The following is a 15,593-nucleotide window of genomic DNA, read 5'->3' as shown; positions in this document are numbered from 1 at the left end:
AGCTCGCCGCGGTGTTGCTGTGGCAGTTCGAGCACTGCAGCGTCCCGGTCGGGATGTGCGGCGGCGTCGTCATGCCCTGCGCCGTCTTGCCGTTGTGGCAGGTCGCGCAGTTGGTGTCGGTGGCGGCATGCTTGAACGCCGCGCCACCGAAGCTGGCCGTGCTGGTGTGACAGGACTCGCACGGCAGATTGGTCTGGAGATGATTGCTGGACTTGCCGCGCGCCGTCGTCCCGTTGTGGCAGTTGGCGCAACCGGCGACGATGCCGGCGTGGTCCATCTTCATTCTGATGCGGAAACTCGCCGTCGACCTGTGGCACACATCGCATGGCGCCGCCGTCGTGATGTGGTTCTTCGACTTGCCCCGTGCCATCACGCCGTTGTGGCAGGTCGTACACGACGCTTTCGCCTGGGTATGATCGATCGCCCGAACGTCCTTCCATGTCGAAGTCTGATGGCAGCTCTCACAGCGCCTCGTGGTCATCGGATGGTTGACCGACATGCCGGCCGTCTGAGCGCCGTTGTGGCAACTGGCGCACTGCGTCTGCGTGCCCTTGAACCGCCCACCGACGTGGCAGGACGAGCACTCCACTCCAACATGGCTTCCGGTCAGCGGAAACCCGGTCGAGACATGATCGAATGAACTCTGCGCAGCAGCGTGCCCTGCCAGCGCCAGAGCGAGCAGCATACCGGCAAGCAACCACCGCGCCACATAGTGCGATGCTTGCGCCAACAGCCCCCGCTTGCTGTAGCAGCTGCTCAACTCAAACTCCCGATCTTCACTCTCGACTCGATCGCCATCCGAATATTCAACGGAGACCGGTCACCCCGAATCCAGCCGAAACCCTTGAGCGGCCCGCTGCTCGCCGGTCGCCCCAACAAACCCAAGACACTCCTGCGGATTTCCTCCCCAAACGGCCCGGCAGCATGCCTTCCCTGCTACCGAACACTCGGAACGCCCCCGGCCCCCTCAATCGAGCGCTACGTTGATCGGCGGCGACCAAGTCATCAGCCAGATCACGCAGCGTCACGCCCAACACAGGGCTTCATAGACCGGCAAAGCTGGCCCAAAACTGGGCCAAGCTGAACTCAAGCTGAATGGTGGTAATGTTTCTGGCGTCCTTCGCTCACGAGGTTCTCGCAAGCGCATCGCGCAAACCGTTGACCTGCAGGCGAACTGATAACTGTTGCGAGCTGATGTCAGCTCGACACGATGTCGGACGACCGATGCGGCCAGCGCAGCCGTCCGAATCAGTTCCTGATCTGAACGTTGCGCCATCCCGTTGCGACATGGCAGCGCTCGCACGTCTGACCGAAAGTGCCATTGTGCACGTCCGAGCTGCGATGACAGCTGAAGCAATCCATCGGCAACTTCAGATCCGGCGGCGACTTGGCCTTGTGGCAGGCCTCGCACGTGATCTTCTGGTGGACACCAACCAGCGGGAATCGTGTCTGCCGCGCGTGATCAAAGCGCCACAGCCGCCACCCATTCGGATTGTGACAACTGGCGCACCGTCCTCCGAGCTTCCCCTGGTGGAAATCCTTGTGGCAGCTCTCACAGGCCATCGGCGTATTCTTGTAGGTCGGCGTCCGGTGGCACTCCTCGCAAGGCACCGACTTGTGCAGACCTATCAACGGAAAACGCGTAATCTCGTGATCGAAGGAGAGCCTCTTCCGCCAGCCCGCATCGCTATGGCAGGTCTCGCAACGTTCGCCGAGCTTACCCTGATGCGGGTCCTGCTTGCGGTGACAGGACACGCATGACGTCGCGAGCTTGTCCCGATAGAGATCACCCGTATGGCAGCTCTCACACTTCACCTTGGCATGCGCATTTCGCAACGGGAAGCGGGTCTTGTCGTGATTGAAGCGGCCCGTCTTCCACTTCTCCTGATCGTGACACGTCTCGCACTTGTCGCCGAAGCGGCCGGCATGGACGTCCTGAAGACGGTGGCATGAGCCGCACGACGTCTGCAGATCCTTGTATTGCTGGCCGGAGTGGCACGTTGCACAAGCGACCGACTTGTGGGCGCCCACGAGGGGAAACCTGGTCTTCGTGTGATCGAATTCCTTGGTCGCGCGCCATTTCACCGCCGTGTGGCAGTTCTCGCAGCGCTCACCGAGCCGGCCGCGATGAGGATCGAGCGCCTTGTGACACTCGAAGCAGGTCGAGGGCGTGTTGCGGAACTTCACCTTCGCGACATGACATCCAGCACAAGGAACGTTCTTGTGCGCATCGACCAGCCTGTAGTTCGTCATGTCGTGGTTGAATGTTTCCTTGTCGAGCTGGACGATGTCGGTTCCACGCCCCTTGTGGTCGGTGTGACACTGCCTGCACTCCTGGGTCAGCGCCGCCTGCTCGCGTCCATGCAGGCGCTCATGCTGCCTGCGATCGACTGCAATCTCCTTGTGGCAATCGAGGCAGAGGCCCGACTGCGCCTTCCGCGTGAAGGCTTCGTGGCACTTTCCGCATTCGCTTTCGAGCTTGGCATGCTTCTCGGCCAGCGGGCCCGGCATGACCAGTTTTTCAAGCAACGTCTGCGCTCGAAGCCCGGCCGACAGCAGCGCAACACCGACCATGACAGCGACAACCGCCGCTAGGCGCCACCTCATCACGAAACTCCGTCAATAGTGATGGACGGCCCAGACATGAACGAAACCCGCCAGCAGCATGAGAAAAAACAGCGGCAGATGCAGAACGTGCCACAGCGAAAATAGCCGTTCGAAAAATGTCAGTTCGGCGGCCTTCCGCACCGCAGCGGTGTACCTCCGCACGACTTCTTCGATTCGCTTCTCGCGCCGTCGCCGCTCGAACCACGACCATCGCGCACGCTTGGCTTCGGCGCGAATGAGCCGGCGCGCTTCCGCAACCACGTTGGCACGCAGCCGCCTCGTCCGCGCCGCGATGATCGCCCCCGTCCGCAGGCTCCCCAGCGCAGTTCGCGGCACCCTGTTGTCGAGCCCCTTGCTGAAGGCAGCCAACTCCCGCGACACGAATGACGCTGCCTGCATCTCCTGACCGAGCTCCATCCTCATCGCCTCGGCTTCCGCAAGCAGCTCCTTGATGCGCGCCCTTCCACCATGAAGACCCATGTGGATCTTGCCGTAGATATACCGGCCGATCACGCCGCTGATCGCAACGATCAACATGGCAAAGAATGCCACGTTGCTGTTGAGTGCTCCCAGCTTGAAGTTGGCATGAAACAGGATCAGCACGGGGCCAACGACGCCCAGCAGCATGTGCGTTTTGAACCAGAATGGCACCGAGCCGATCCCGCGGAGCGACTTGAAGCGCTTGCGCATCGAATAGGCCAGCAACGATAGCATCGCGACGCTGCCGTATATTCCGAGCCAGTAGCCGGTCCCCGATCCCGGCGTAATATACTCCTCCTCCTTCTGCAGCCATCCGATGCCGATCGCTGCGACAACGAGAAGTGTGACGATGACCGGGATGGTTCCTCGAAGAGGATCGCCGTTCGCGCGAACGACTGCTGTTCTGCTCATGTTCTCGACGCTTCCTGTGAAACCCAAATGCCGGATGGGCGAATGTCCGGCTTGCCTGCGGATCTCCGGATCTCAGTCGAGAGATTCCTTCCTGATAACCACTTGCAAATAACTGTTGCGTCCTCCGGCACTGACATCATTCGTGTGAGATCAGTGCGAGCCATATTTCCGCCGACGGCATCTGTTCAACGAATGAACTACTCCTTGTCCGCAAAACTACAAATCATTCTGGAATTTCTATGTCGGCATCTGTTGAGACGAATTTGCATCTAGCGATGCGGCCGACCTTTCCGGGCGGCCACCACAGCCGGCACCTGCTGCCGCCTACTGTCAGGACTTAAGAAGGGGAAAGAGAGGACATGGCGCTCGATCTCCTGATCGTCTACGCCGCGCCGATGCTCGGCGTCTGGGCCACCTACATGGCCGTGCGCAAGCGTAAAGAAATAAAGAGCGTCGCGAAGCTCTCGGCCGCCAAGGACGCCGGTCTTCTCGAACCGGCATCGCTCCACCCCATCATCGATCCCGCCTTGTGCATCGGCTGTGGCTCATGCGTCAGGGCGTGTCCGGAGGGCGACATTCTCGGCCTGATCGGCGGCAAGGCGGCGCTCGTCGAGCCTTCGCATTGCATTGGACACGGCGCCTGCAAGGCGGTGTGTCCCGTGAATGCCATCACGCTGGTGTTTGGCACCGAAACGCGCGGCATTGACATTCCAAACGTGGACGAGGCGTTTCAGACCAATGTGCCCGGCATCTTCATCGCGGGAGAGCTCGGCGGGATGGGGCTGGTGCGAAACGCCATCGAGCAGGGACGCCAGGCGATCGACTCCGTCCGCAAGATCAAGAACATCGGCAAGTCGGACATGCTCGACGTCGTGATCGTCGGCTGCGGTCCGGCCGGACTCTCCGCCAGTCTCGCCTGCCTGCAGCATCGGCTGCGCTTCGTCACCCTCGAACAGGACTCGCTCGGCGGCACCGTCGCGCACTTCCCCCGCGGCAAGCTGGTGATGACCGCTCCCTTCACGCTGCCGCTCGCAGGTAAATTCAACTTCAGAGAGCTCAGCAAGGAGAAGCTGATCGAGTTCTTCATGAGCATCGTGCACAAGTCCCGCCTCAAGGTGAACGTCGGCGAGCGCGTCGAAGCGGTCGCCCGCGTCGGCGATGGCTTCGACGTCAAGACGAACTGCAGCAGCTACAGAACGCATGCGGTGCTCTTGGCAATCGGACGACGCGGAACACCGCGCAAGCTGGACGTCCCGGGCGAAGAGCAGACCAAGGTCGTCTATCGACTGATCGACCCCGAACAGTATCGCGGCCAGCACGTGCTCGTCGTCGGTGGCGGCGACGCCGCGCTGGAAGCCGCCTGCTCCATCGCCGACGAGCCCGGAACGACGGTGACTCTCTCCCATCGCAGCGACTCGTTCAGTCGCGCCAAACTGAAGAACCGTCAACGGACGGAAGCAGCCGCCCAATCGGGACGGCTCCACGTCATGTACAATTCGTCAGTCAAACGAGTTGGCGGTGACGACGTCGAGATCGATGCCGATGGTAGGACGAGCACGATCCGAAACGATGCCGTCATCGTGTGCGTCGGCGGCATTCTGCCGACGGCGTTCCTGAAGAGCATGGGTATCGAGGTCGAGACGAAGTATGGCACGGCATAAATCCTCTCCTGTCATCCTCCCGCTGATCTGTCTCGTCAGCTTGACCGTACCATCGGTCGCCCTGGCCGGCGACACGGCGGTGCTGGGCGGCAATCCAGCGGGCGCGAGCTCCGAAGTCCCCGGCACGAGCCAGGCTGCGGACGCGGCAATCCGGGCCGGACGTCCCGAGGAAGCACTGAAGCTGCTCGAGCGCGCGGCCATCGCCGGGGATCCAGAGGCGCAGTACCGCCTTGCATCACTCTACCGCGCCGGCCTCGGCACCAAATCAGACGACGCGCTGGCGTTCAAATGGATGGAGGCAAGTGCAAGGAAAGGACACGTCAAGGCACAGTACAATGTCGCAGCGATGTGGCTCGCAGGACGCGGAACGCCCGCCGATCCCGACCGGGCGCGGGATTGGCTGCGTAAATCGGCTGCGGCCGGTTATCAGCCCGCCGAGCAGTTGCTGGCCGATACGGCCAATCGAAACGCGCGCCCGCGCGCCAGGGAGCCGGAGCGGGAAACTGCGCGCAGGCCCGCGCCGACGCTCGATGCGCAGGCCGCAATGCGAAACGGCCATCCGGCCATCATCGACGCCGCCCTGCGCGGCCAGCTCGATCCGATGCGCCAGCTCATCGCTGCGAAGGCTGACGTCAACGCGGTCAACCAGGACGGCGATACGCCTCTGGCGATCGCCGCGGCCGCCGGGCATCTTCGGCTGGTGGAGCTCCTGCTCGCCTCGGGAGCCAACCCGAACACCGGCAACCGGCGCGGCGACACGCCGTTGATGCTGGCAGCGGACAAGGATCATGGAGACATCATCAAATTGCTGCTGACAAAGGCGGCCGACCCATCTGCAGCGCGTGCGGATGGCGCGACCGCACTGCTGATGGCACTCAGCCGCTGCAATGGTGCCGCTATCGCCGCGCTCCTCGACGGCGCTTCCGGCAGCCTGCCTCCGTTGGCAGACGGCCGGACCCCACTCATGATCGCGGTCGCGTCGTGCACCAATGGCCCGCTCGATCGGCAACTCGTTCAGAGATCCGACCTCAACGCCGCCGATGGGCAGGGCCGCACCGCACTTTGGCACGCGGCCGGCAATGGCAATACGCAAGCGATCGGGCAACTGATCCGCGCAGGTGCGGACGTCAACCGCGCTGACGCCGACGACAAGACGCCGTTGCTGAATGCAATCGAAGGCCGCAGCGCCGCGGCCTCGCTGCTTCTGTTGGACCACGGCGCCGATCCGAAACGCGCGACAAGAGGCGGAAATACCGCTCTCATCCTCGCTGCGCGCGCCGGCCTTGCCGATGTCGTCGGTGAACTTCTCAGGCGCAAGGCCGATCCGAACGCGCGCAACGGCCAGGGCATGAGCGCGTTGATGATGGCGGCCCATGAGGGAGACATCGGCATTGCGCAAAGCCTTCTGGCCGCCGGCGCCGAAAAGCAATTGAGGAACAAGCGGCGCGAACGTGCCACGGACATCGCCGCCGCCAGCGGTCACAGCGATATTGCCAAGCTTCTGGAATAGCAGCCGATCTCGTTTCGCCTTCCTGCCCATCATGCGGTCGACGCAGCGTTCGCTGTTCCATGGCGCCGCAGACGATTCGACCGCTATTTACCAACGAATACAACGCTCCGTGCCGAGACGACCGATGATACCGTTCTCCGGCAGTGAGTGAGAATGAGTTGCAATTTCACGACGATACGCGTCGATGGATCATCATCTTTCCGTACAAATGATGCCTCATTCGGCGCATTGATTGTCGACGCATCACAGACACTTGATAGTTAGCTGCAGGAATATCCGCTGCAGTCGGAGATACTACATGACAGCGGAGGCCGGATCGTTTGCGCTCATTCTCGCGCTCATCGTGTCGCTGGTACAGTCGATCGTTCCGTTCGCAGCGCTGCGTCGTCAATCCGCGATGATCGCCGGCTTCGTTCGTCACGCTGCCCTGACTCAGTTTCTCTTCGTTGCGATCGCATTCGCGTGCCTGACGTCGCTGTTCGTCCACTCCGACTTTTCAGTCCAGGTCGTCGCAGCGAACTCGCACACGCTGAAGCCGCTGCTCTACAAGGTCTCCGGAGTCTGGGGAAACCATGAGGGATCCATGCTGTTGTGGGTCCTGATCCTCTCCTTGTTCGGCGCGGCAGTAGCATTGTTCGGAACGAACCTTCCCGAGCGGCTGCAGAGCAACGTTCTCGGCGTGCACGGCATGATCGGTCTCGGCTTTCTGGCGTTCATCGTCTCGACCTCGAATCCGTTCGCGCGGCTGGTCGATGCTCCCCTCGAAGGCAACGGACTGAATCCGATTCTGCAGGATCCCGGCCTCGCCTTTCATCCACCATTTCTGTACCTGGGTTACGTCGGCTTCTCGATGGCGTTCTCGTTCTCGGTCGCCGCGCTGATCGAGGGAAAGGTCGATGCCGGCTGGGCCCGCTGGGTTCGACCGTGGGTGCTCGCCGCCTGGTGCTTTCTCACGATTGGAATCACGCTGGGCAGCGCATGGGCGTACTACACGCTCGGCTGGGGCGGCTGGTGGTTCTGGGACCCCGTCGAGAACGCCTCCTTCATGCCGTGGCTTGCAGGGACTGCGCTGCTGCATTCCGCCCTTGTGGTCGAGCGTCGGAGCGCCCTCCAGAGCTGGACGATCCTGCTGGGGATCGTGACCTTCTCATTGAGCCTGATCGGGACTTTCCTGGTGAGGTCCGGCGTGCTCACCAGCGTTCATGCCTTCGCACAGGACCCGTCGCGTGGCGCATTCATCCTGGCGCTGATCCTGGTAGCGACCGGCGGGGCATTGACGCTGTATGCGATCCGGGCGCCAAGCCTGAAGCACGGCGCGCTGTTTGCAGCGGTCAGCCGCGAGAGCGGCCTCGTCCTCAACAATGTGCTGCTCACCGCAGCCGTGGCCACCGTGTTTCTCGGCACGTTCTACCCGCTCCTCGTCGACATGCTCGGGAACGACAAGATCTCGGTCGGCCCTCCCTACTACAACTTGACGTTCGTTCCGATCATGGTTCCGCTGCTGCTTGCCATGGTGATCGGCCCGGCTCTGAAATGGAAGCGCGATCTCCTCGTTGCGGCGCTGCAACGGCTCCGTCTGGCCGGGGGGCTTGCGGCATTCGTCGCCGTCGCAATCCTCGTCGCGACGTTCGGACAGCGTTTCCTAGTCGCATTCTTCTTCGGCATCGCCGTCTGGCTCGTGATCGGCTCGTTGATGGTGCTGGCTCATCGCGTGCGCCTCGGCACGACGACTCCCTTGGCGACCTCGCTCAACCTCGCGCGCACCACCCCGCTCGCGGTCTACGGCCTGGTGCTGGCCCATGCGGGAATGGGCGTCACCGTCGCAGGCATTACCGGGATGACCGCGTGGGCCTCCGAGAAGGTGCAGATGCTGCGGCCGGGCCAGAGCCTGCAGCTCGCGGGCTATGACATCAAGTTGCGCTCGATCGGAAAATTTCCGGGCCCCAACTACGAAGCCGAGCGTGGCTCGTTCGACATCACGCGGAACGGAAAGCCGTTCACGCAGCTTTCCAGCGAGCGCCGCTTCTATCCCGTCAGACAGCAGCAGACGACCGCCGCCGGCATTCGAACCAACCTGATCTGGAACGTCTATGTGACGCTCGGCGACCCCGACGACAAAGGCGCGTGGGCGGTGCGCTGCTACTATCACCCTCTGGTGCCGCTGGTCTGGATCGGCGCACTGATGATGGCTTGCGGCGGCTTCATCTCGCTGGCCGACCGGAGATTTCGTGTCGGTGCTCCGCGACGGGCGATGCGGGCCGTACCGACTGCCGTTCCTGCTGAATAGGACGAGATATGCCGCGCCTACCCTATCTCATACCTCTCGTGGCCTTCGCCGCACTGGCCGCTGGATTGGCTTTCAGCCTGACCAACGATCCGCGGCGAATGCCCTCGACCCTGATCGACAAGCCGACGCCGCGCTTCCAGCTCGCGTCGCTCGACGGCAAGGGCGGCGGTCTTGCCAGTACCGATCTGCAGGGCGATGTGGTCCTGCTCAACGTGTTCGCATCCTGGTGTCCCGGATGCCGCGTCGAGCACCCGATGCTGCTCAAGCTCGCGGAGAGCTCCGCCATCCCGATCTACGGACTGAACTGGAAGGACGATCGGAACGACGGCAAACGCTGGCTTGCCAAGCATGGCAGTCCCTATGCCCGTGTCGGCTCCGATGAGTCCGGCCGGGCCGGCATCGACCTCGGCGTGACCGGCGTTCCCGAAACCTTCGTGATCGATCGGGCCGGCCGCATCCGCTACCGCTATCCCGGCCCGCTGACCGAAGATGTATGGCGTGACGATTTCGAACCTCTGCTGAAGGCACTCAGGAGCGAGTCATGAGCTGCCGGCGGATGAAGGGATTAACCGGAGCGCTGCTCGTCAGCTCGCTCGTGCTGACGGCGACCTTGTCGCCGTCCCGTGCGGTGCTTCCGGACGAAATGCTGCGGGATGAGGGGCTGGAGGCCCGTGCGCGCGCGCTGGGCCAGGAGTTGCGCTGCGTCGTTTGTCAGAATCAAAGCATCGACGATTCGAACGCTCCATTGGCGCATGATCTGAGGGTTCTGCTGCGCGACCGCCTGCAGGCCGGCGACAGCGACCGGCAGGCGGTGGACTTCCTGGTCGCACGCTACGGCAACTTCGTCCTGCTCAAGCCTCCCTTGCAGTGGAATACGATCCCGCTGTGGATCGGCCCGCTCCTGGCGCTGCTGGCGGCCATCGTCGGCTTCGGCCGCTACGTGCGCCGCGCGGCAGCCAATGCGACCGCGCTCGGAGCGGAGCACGTCGCTCCGCTCAGCGCCGACGAACTCAAAGCCATCGAGGCGATCCTCGATCGACGGAGCCTTTCATGATGCTATGGCTGATCCTGACGGCGATGATTTCCGTGGCCGCCGTGCTGATATCGACGCCCTTCATCCGCAACTACGAGCGGAGACGGTTGGCTTCGGCTCAGGGACTCGCCGTCCACCACGATCAGCTCCGCGAGATCGAGAACGAAACCGCACGGGGCTTGATCGACAAGTCGGATGGCGAGAACGCGGCCAGCGAGATCAAGCGGCGCATTCTCGCCGCAGCCGCCGCCGAACAGCCGCCGGCGCCCTCCCTCACCAGCTCCGAACGAAAATTTGCGCTCGCCGTCGTCACGATGACGGTGGTGTTCGGCTCCGTCATCCTGTACGCGGTCATCGGAAATCCGGATGTCCCCGCAGCCGCGCCGGGCCAGACCGCCAGCAGCACGACGGCGAGGTCGGTTGGCGAAGCGCGATCCGACGCCGGCACCCGGGCCATCGCGTCATTGGAGCAGATGGCCAGCCAGGACGGTCGCGACCGGCCGCAGCAGGGCAGCGGACTGCCGCCGGTCGAAGAGATGATCCAGCGTGTGCAGACCAGACTGGAGCGGAATCCCAAGGATGCCGACGGATGGCGGCTGCTGGGCTGGTCGCTGTTCAACATCGAGCGCTTTGCAGAGGCGGCACAGGCCTATGCGCGCGCGATGGAGCTGCGGCCGGGCTCGGCCGAATACCGCAGCGCGCGCGGCGAAGCGCTGGTGCGGGCCGCAGACGGCACCGTCACGTCCGAAGCCCGCGCGGATTTCGACGAAGCACTCAAACTGGATCCCAAGGACGCGCGCGCCCGCTTCTTCATCGGCGTCGTGAAAGAGCAGGAGGGCGACAAACGGGGTGCGATGGCCGACTGGACGGCGATCGTATCGGAGGCCGATCCGAACGAGCCGTGGCTGCCCGATCTCAAGCAGCGACTCGGCGCGCTTCGTCGCGAGCTCGGGGAGGATGACGGCTCGCCATCGCCTGCCCGGCCGAACCTGTCCGCCGAGCGCATGCAGGAGCTCCTGCGCTCCGGCAAGACGGCGGCGACCGAGCCGGCGGAGCCGCGCGGCCCCCGCGCCGAGGACATCCGCAAGGCCGAAAGCATGTCCACACAGGACCGCAACCTCATGATCCGCGGCATGGTGGATGGCCTTGCAAGCCGCCTCGAACAATCACCGCGCGATGTAGAAGGCTGGATCAAGTTGATCCGCTCGCGGGTCGTGCTGGGCGAGGTCGAAGCGGCGAAACAGTCGCTGCAACGCGCACTGTCGGTCTTCGCGGAGGACGTCCCGGAGCGCACGCGCATAGCTGACGCAGCCAGAGAGCTCGGAATCAATCCATAACGTTCGAGGGCCCGATCCGCGTGTCATCATCGTCGGAACCCGTTCGGCAACCGGAGGAATGGCAATGCGCATTCTGCTCATAGAGGACGAGCCCGTCTACGCGGAGCGCATCAGGGAAAGCTTGGCCGATGCCGGTTTCGAGGCGGATCTCGCCACCGATGGCAAGCAGGGCTGGATGCTGGGCAACAGCCAGCCCTATGATGCCGCGGTCCTCGACCTCGGCCTGCCGTGCATTTCGGGCCTCGACGTGCTGCAACGCTGGCGTCATACCGGGCACACGCTGCCGGTGCTGATCCTGTCGGCCCGCAGCGGCTGGGCCGAGCGTGTCAACGGCCTGAACGCTGGCGCGGACGACTATCTCGAAAAGCCCTTCAAGGCGCAGGAGCTGGTCGCGCGGGTCAAATCGCTGCTCCGTCGGGTCTCCAGCAGACCGGAGGCCGTGCTCCGCCTCCGGCAGATCGAATTCAACGCGGCGGCTGGCCTGGTCAAGAAGGACGGGCAGATCGTCGACCTGACTGCACTCGAGTTGCGCGTCCTCGAGCTCCTCATGCGCCGCGCCGATCATATCGTGTCGCAGACCGAGCTACTGGAGCACATCTATCCGAGCAGCGACCATCGCGACTCCAATACGGTCGAAGTCTACATTGCCCGGCTCAGGAGAAAGCTGGGGCGTGATTGCATTCGCACCGTCAGAGGCATGGGATATCGCTTCGGATAGAGCAATGTTCAGCCGCAACTTCCGAGCCCGCATGATCGTGGTCGCCGCGATCTGGATTTCCATCGTCTTGTTCGCCAGCGGGCTCGGACTCTCGATCGTCATTCGCCGTGTCGTCGTGGCCCACTTCGATCATGACCTCCTGGATCACGCCCGCGAGCTCGCCGACCTCGTGGAAATCGACGCAACGCAGCGGCTATTCATCGCCCGCAATCTGAGCGATCCGCGTTTCTCCCCTGCCAGGTCCGGAATGTATTGGCAGGTCATCCTGCAGAACGGCGAGACCGCGCGTTCGCCGTCGCTACAGGATGACCTTTCTCTTTCATTCACGCCCGACCAGACTCGCGAGGGTTCCCTGCCCCCCTCCACGGCGCTTACGAATGTGGAGGGACCGACTGGGCCGATGCGCATGGTCCGAAACATCAGCGAGCCGTCTCGGCTCGGGCAACCCGTCGAAATCCGTGTCGGTGCCGACGAGCGACTGATCAGTGACGAGATGCAGCACCTCAATCTGACGCTGATCGCGACGCTGGGTATCATGGCCCTCGCCATGGTTGGCACCGCCTACGCTCAAGTCGTTTACGGCCTGCGGCCACTCCAGCGCATGAGTCGCGCCATCGTGGACGTGCGCAGCGGCAAGACCACGCGGCTGCCTGAGGACCTGCCGGAGGAAATCATGCCGCTCGTAACCGAGTTGAACGGAATGATTGCGGCAAATCTCATCATGGTCGATCGCGCTCGCGTGCTCGCAGGAAGTTTTGCACACGCGCTGAAGACGCCTCTGGCAATTCTCGACGAGGAGGCAGCACGGCTGAAAGCATCCGGCCAGGAGAGCCACGCTCAGATTCTGTCGGAGCAGTGCTCGCGAATGGCGCTGCTCATCAACTACCAGACGGCGCGCGCAAAGGCCTCCACGATCGCGAATGCAGGTGCGTTTGCGGTCGTCGCAGACGTATTGAGGAGCGTCATCAATACCTACTCGCGATTCAGCCCGGGGCACGACCGGCGGTTCGAAGTCGAAGGAGCAGCCGACGTCGTCGTTGCCTGCGATACGAACGATCTGACCGAACTCATCGGCAACCTGCTCGACAATGCGGCAAAATGGGCACATGACCGCGTCGTGATTTCGATCGAGGATCTCGACAGCACCGTCTTGATCACGGTGGAGGACGACGGGCCCGGCATTCCAGTCGAAGAGCGAATGCGCGTGTTCGACGTGGGCACGAGACTTGACGACGCGAAGCCGGGCACTGGGCTCGGTCTGGCGATTGCCCGCGACCTGACCAGTCTCTATGATGGCCGACTATGGATCGAGGATTCGAGAATTGGGGGCGTCGCCCTGAAGCTCGCACTTCGAAAGAAGGGTGATCCAAGCTCATCGTGACATGACTGGTGCCCGCAGCGCCACACGAAGCCGCCCTGGTCGATGCGTTTGGTGAACAGACGCCCCCCATTGCCGTCACAGAACCGGACCTTCAGCACCAACGCCTTCTTGCCGCGGAAAGCAAACGGGTAGCCGAAGAACGGCCCTTCGTCGGCGCGTCGTGTACCAGCATCGAGACCCCGAAATGCCGGCTCACGACATCGCCCAAGCCAACCGTGAGAAGCCTGGCATCAGCGGAATGGACGAGGTGGTCGCGTTCGACCAGAGCCTGTCATCGGAGGATTTTCTCAAGCCCGTCGCAGAAAACAGGACAGCAACGCCCCGCGGGAACGATCGGCAACATTCCCGAGCAACATACAGAAAAAAGTTCAAGGATTTCAAGGATCAAACGAGGATTTATGGTGCGCTCGGAGGGACTCGAACCCCCACGGTGTTACCCACTGCCACCTCAAGGCAGCGCGTCTACCAATTCCGCCACGAGCGCGAAGAAGAAGCCGGAGCCAGAGGAAGGGCGGCACCGGATCAGTGGCGCCCATGTATCAAATCGATGTCGGGGGGACAAGGCCCGCCCTGCCCTAAAATACCGGATTGTGGATGGTTTTCGCGCCGCCCGGGGCCGCTATCGCGACGTCGGCGTCGGCGAGCGCGGCAGCATCTGCTTGACCTCGACCGCGATGCGGTTGCGGTCGACCAGCACGACCCCGTTGGCGATCGGCAGGTTGTTGGCGAGCACCTTGACGTCATCAGCCTCGGTAGCGTCCAGCTCGATGATGGCGCCGCGGGACAGGCGCAGAACCTGGTGGATGGGCATGGAGCAGGTGCCGAGAACGACCATCAGGTCGACTGTCACTTTATCGAGGGTTGACACTGCAGGACCACCGAAGTCACGACTGGATTTTCGTTGCCCAGACATCACCATGTTGTGGTTAGCCAATGGTTAACAGCCGCCAAACACTCGACCTGACCACCTTTGCGGGCCCCCCCGGCAACGCCGTGGCGTGGTGCATCTCCGATTCGCTGGTCGACTACGCCCAGGCCACCGAATTCATGGAGGCGCGGGCGGCGGCGATCGCCGCCAACGAGGCCGCGGAGATGGTCTGGCTGCTCGAACACCCGCCGGTCTACACCTCCGGTACGTCGGGCAAGGCGGAAGACCTGCGCGATCCGCGCTTTCCGCTGGTGCCGACCGGCCGTGGCGGCCAGGTCACCTATCATGGGCCCGGCCAGCGGGTGGCCTATGTCATGCTCGACCTCAAGCGGCGGCGCCCCGACGTACGCGCCTATGTCGCCGCGCTCGAGGAGACGATCATCCGCACCCTCGACGCCTTCAACGTGCGCGGCGAGCGGCGCGAGGATCGCGTCGGTGTCTGGGTCAAACGGCCCGACAAGGGCGAGGGCCATGAGGACAAGATCGCCGCGATCGGCGTGCGGCTGAAGCGCTGGGTCACCTTTCACGGCATCGCCATCAATGTCGAGCCGGACCTGTCGCACTTTCAGGCCATCGTGCCCTGCGGCGTGACCGATCCGCGCTACGGCGTCACCAGCCTGGTCGATCTCGGCCTGCCGGTGACGCTCGCCGATGTCGACATCGCGTTCCGGCAGGCGTTCGAGAGCGTGTTCGGCGCCGTCAGCGTCGCGCAGCCGGAGACGGCATGAGCTCACGCAGCGCCCTGCTGCGGCGGCACGCCGAGCTTCGCCGCGACATAGCGGCGCTCCTGGCTCAAGCCACCGAAGCCGTAGGCATCCGCCTTGACCTCGTCGACATGAAGGTAGGTCTCGTGATGCAGCGGTCCGATCAGCTCGGCCATGCGCGCGAACACCGCGGCGAGATAGGCGGCCTTCTCGTCCTTGGTATTGGTGCCCTCGCTGACGTGAACGTCGATCCAATAGCTTGAAAGCCCCTGCTCCGCCAGCGCGGCGCCGCCGGCGAACCAGTCCGCGGCATCCGCTTCCGAGACGATGACGGCGGTGACCTTGGGATCCTTGCGCAGGATGCGTGCGGTCAGTTCGGTGACGGCGTCCGCAATGTCCTTCTTCAGCTCGGGCGAGCGACGCTGGCTGGCATAGACGATATTGATCAATGGCATTTTTGGCTCCCGGCCTCGAGCGCGTGACTGCGCTTCGAGAGCAAAGCTAGCCCCATGCCGCTCATTTTGGTACGTTATCGA

The 15,593-nt window shown here is 63.3% G+C and carries 14 protein-coding genes, 1 tRNA gene and 1 pseudogene; 9 read left to right on the top strand and 7 right to left on the bottom strand.

Annotated features, from left to right (window positions below):
• The 3 genes from QX070_RS14630 to QX070_RS14620 all read right to left on the bottom strand — a co-directional run.
• Positions 1–760: hypothetical protein (locus tag QX070_RS14630; RefSeq protein ID WP_409999166.1), on the bottom strand; the 760-nt coding region annotated here is incomplete at its 3' end.
• A 488-nt stretch (positions 761–1,248) separates the two neighbouring features.
• Positions 1,249–2,607, bottom strand: coding sequence for a cytochrome c3 family protein (locus QX070_RS14625; RefSeq protein WP_315737701.1), 1,359 nt, complete (start codon positions 2,605–2,607; stop codon positions 1,249–1,251).
• 12 nt (positions 2,608–2,619) lie between these two features.
• Positions 2,620–3,525, bottom strand: a complete 906-nt coding sequence (locus tag QX070_RS14620; protein ID WP_315737700.1) for a pyridine nucleotide-disulfide oxidoreductase — start codon at positions 3,523–3,525, stop codon at positions 2,620–2,622.
• 392 nt (positions 3,526–3,917) lie between these two features.
• Here QX070_RS14620 and QX070_RS14615 point away from each other — a divergent pair, with 392 nt between their 5' ends.
• The 8 genes from QX070_RS14615 to QX070_RS14580 all read left to right on the top strand — a co-directional run bounded on the left by QX070_RS14615 (position 3,918) and on the right by QX070_RS14580 (position 13,425).
• A complete protein-coding gene (locus tag QX070_RS14615; RefSeq protein WP_315737699.1) occupies positions 3,918–5,159 on the top strand; it encodes an NAD(P)-binding domain-containing protein in 1,242 nt (413 codons plus the stop codon).
• Entirely contained in the window at positions 5,146–6,669 is a 1,524-nt protein-coding gene (locus QX070_RS14610) for an ankyrin repeat domain-containing protein (RefSeq protein ID WP_315737698.1), read from the top strand. The genes QX070_RS14615 and QX070_RS14610 overlap by 14 nt, the downstream gene beginning before the upstream one ends.
• Before the next feature lie 298 nt (positions 6,670–6,967).
• Positions 6,968–8,956: a heme lyase CcmF/NrfE family subunit gene (locus tag QX070_RS14605; protein ID WP_315737697.1), complete on the top strand. Its 1,989-nt coding sequence runs from the start codon at positions 6,968–6,970 to the stop codon at positions 8,954–8,956.
• Between the two features lie 8 nt (positions 8,957–8,964).
• Positions 8,965–9,501 (top strand): DsbE family thiol:disulfide interchange protein, encoded by a 537-nt coding sequence (locus QX070_RS14600; RefSeq protein ID WP_315737696.1) that lies wholly within the window; start codon positions 8,965–8,967, stop codon positions 9,499–9,501.
• On the top strand, positions 9,498–10,010 hold the full coding sequence (locus QX070_RS14595; RefSeq protein WP_315737695.1) for a cytochrome c-type biogenesis protein: 513 nt from the start codon (positions 9,498–9,500) through the stop codon (positions 10,008–10,010). The genes QX070_RS14600 and QX070_RS14595 overlap by 4 nt, the downstream gene beginning before the upstream one ends.
• The gene (gene ccmI / locus QX070_RS14590) at positions 10,007–11,326 is read left to right on the top strand and encodes a c-type cytochrome biogenesis protein CcmI (protein WP_315737694.1); all 1,320 of its coding nucleotides are present in this window, start codon (positions 10,007–10,009) and stop codon (positions 11,324–11,326) included. The genes QX070_RS14595 and ccmI overlap by 4 nt, the downstream gene beginning before the upstream one ends.
• Before the next feature lie 64 nt (positions 11,327–11,390).
• The gene (locus QX070_RS14585) at positions 11,391–12,044 is read left to right on the top strand and encodes a response regulator transcription factor (RefSeq protein ID WP_315737693.1); all 654 of its coding nucleotides are present in this window, start codon (positions 11,391–11,393) and stop codon (positions 12,042–12,044) included.
• A 4-nt stretch (positions 12,045–12,048) separates the two neighbouring features.
• Positions 12,049–13,425 carry a HAMP domain-containing sensor histidine kinase gene (locus tag QX070_RS14580; RefSeq protein ID WP_315737692.1) on the top strand — a complete coding sequence of 459 codons (1,377 nt, stop codon included), beginning with the start codon at positions 12,049–12,051 and terminating at the stop codon, positions 13,423–13,425.
• On the opposite strand, the pseudogene QX070_RS33030 reads toward QX070_RS14580, so the two are convergent.
• The 3 genes and pseudogenes from QX070_RS33030 to QX070_RS14570 all read right to left on the bottom strand — a co-directional run.
• Positions 13,332–13,565, bottom strand: a pseudogene (locus tag QX070_RS33030) (hypothetical protein); the annotation flags it as partial. The gene QX070_RS14580 and the pseudogene QX070_RS33030 overlap by 94 nt on opposite strands.
• 259 nt (positions 13,566–13,824) lie before the next feature.
• Positions 13,825–13,909: transfer RNA gene (locus QX070_RS14575), tRNA-Leu, on the bottom strand.
• Positions 13,910–14,044: 135 nt separating this feature from the next.
• On the bottom strand, positions 14,045–14,338 hold the full coding sequence (locus QX070_RS14570; protein WP_409997775.1) for a FliM/FliN family flagellar motor switch protein: 294 nt from the start codon (positions 14,336–14,338) through the stop codon (positions 14,045–14,047).
• Between the two features lie 20 nt (positions 14,339–14,358).
• On the opposite strand from QX070_RS14570, the gene lipB reads away from it, so the two are divergent.
• Positions 14,359–15,081: a lipoyl(octanoyl) transferase LipB gene (gene lipB / locus QX070_RS14565; RefSeq protein ID WP_315737691.1), complete on the top strand. Its 723-nt coding sequence runs from the start codon at positions 14,359–14,361 to the stop codon at positions 15,079–15,081.
• A 2-nt stretch (positions 15,082–15,083) separates the two neighbouring features.
• Here the strand turns inward: lipB and QX070_RS14560 are convergent, their stop codons facing one another.
• Positions 15,084–15,512: a 4-oxalocrotonate tautomerase family protein gene (locus QX070_RS14560; RefSeq protein WP_315737690.1), complete on the bottom strand. Its 429-nt coding sequence runs from the start codon at positions 15,510–15,512 to the stop codon at positions 15,084–15,086.
• Between the last annotated feature and the right edge of the window lie 81 nt (positions 15,513–15,593).

Origin of the sequence: Bradyrhizobium sp. SZCCHNR1093 (assembly GCF_032381175.1) — a bacterium.
Lineage (GTDB): Bacteria > Pseudomonadota > Alphaproteobacteria > Rhizobiales > Xanthobacteraceae > Bradyrhizobium.
This window is presented reverse-complemented; position numbering and strand designations above follow the sequence as displayed.

Bases quoted from the DNA above. Each gene is read 5' to 3' on its own strand.
- QX070_RS14560 (WP_315737690.1), bottom strand. From the start codon at position 15,512: ATGCCATTGATCAATATCGTCTATGCCAGCCAGCGTCGCTCGCCCGAG.
- QX070_RS14580 (WP_315737692.1), top strand. From the start codon at position 12,049: ATGTTCAGCCGCAACTTCCGAGCCCGCATGATCGTGGTCGCCGCGATC.
- QX070_RS14610 (WP_315737698.1), top strand. From the start codon at position 5,146: ATGGCACGGCATAAATCCTCTCCTGTCATCCTCCCGCTGATCTGTCTC.
- QX070_RS14570 (WP_409997775.1), bottom strand. From the start codon at position 14,338: ATGTCTGGGCAACGAAAATCCAGTCGTGACTTCGGTGGTCCTGCAGTG.
- QX070_RS14585 (WP_315737693.1), top strand. From the start codon at position 11,391: ATGCGCATTCTGCTCATAGAGGACGAGCCCGTCTACGCGGAGCGCATC.
- QX070_RS14605 (WP_315737697.1), top strand. From the start codon at position 6,968: ATGACAGCGGAGGCCGGATCGTTTGCGCTCATTCTCGCGCTCATCGTG.
- lipB (WP_315737691.1), top strand. From the start codon at position 14,359: ATGGTTAACAGCCGCCAAACACTCGACCTGACCACCTTTGCGGGCCCC.
- QX070_RS14615 (WP_315737699.1), top strand. From the start codon at position 3,918: ATGGCCGTGCGCAAGCGTAAAGAAATAAAGAGCGTCGCGAAGCTCTCG.
- QX070_RS14625 (WP_315737701.1), bottom strand. From the start codon at position 2,607: ATGAGGTGGCGCCTAGCGGCGGTTGTCGCTGTCATGGTCGGTGTTGCG.
- QX070_RS14595 (WP_315737695.1), top strand. From the start codon at position 9,498: ATGAGCTGCCGGCGGATGAAGGGATTAACCGGAGCGCTGCTCGTCAGC.
- QX070_RS14600 (WP_315737696.1), top strand. From the start codon at position 8,965: ATGCCGCGCCTACCCTATCTCATACCTCTCGTGGCCTTCGCCGCACTG.
- ccmI (WP_315737694.1), top strand. From the start codon at position 10,007: ATGATGCTATGGCTGATCCTGACGGCGATGATTTCCGTGGCCGCCGTG.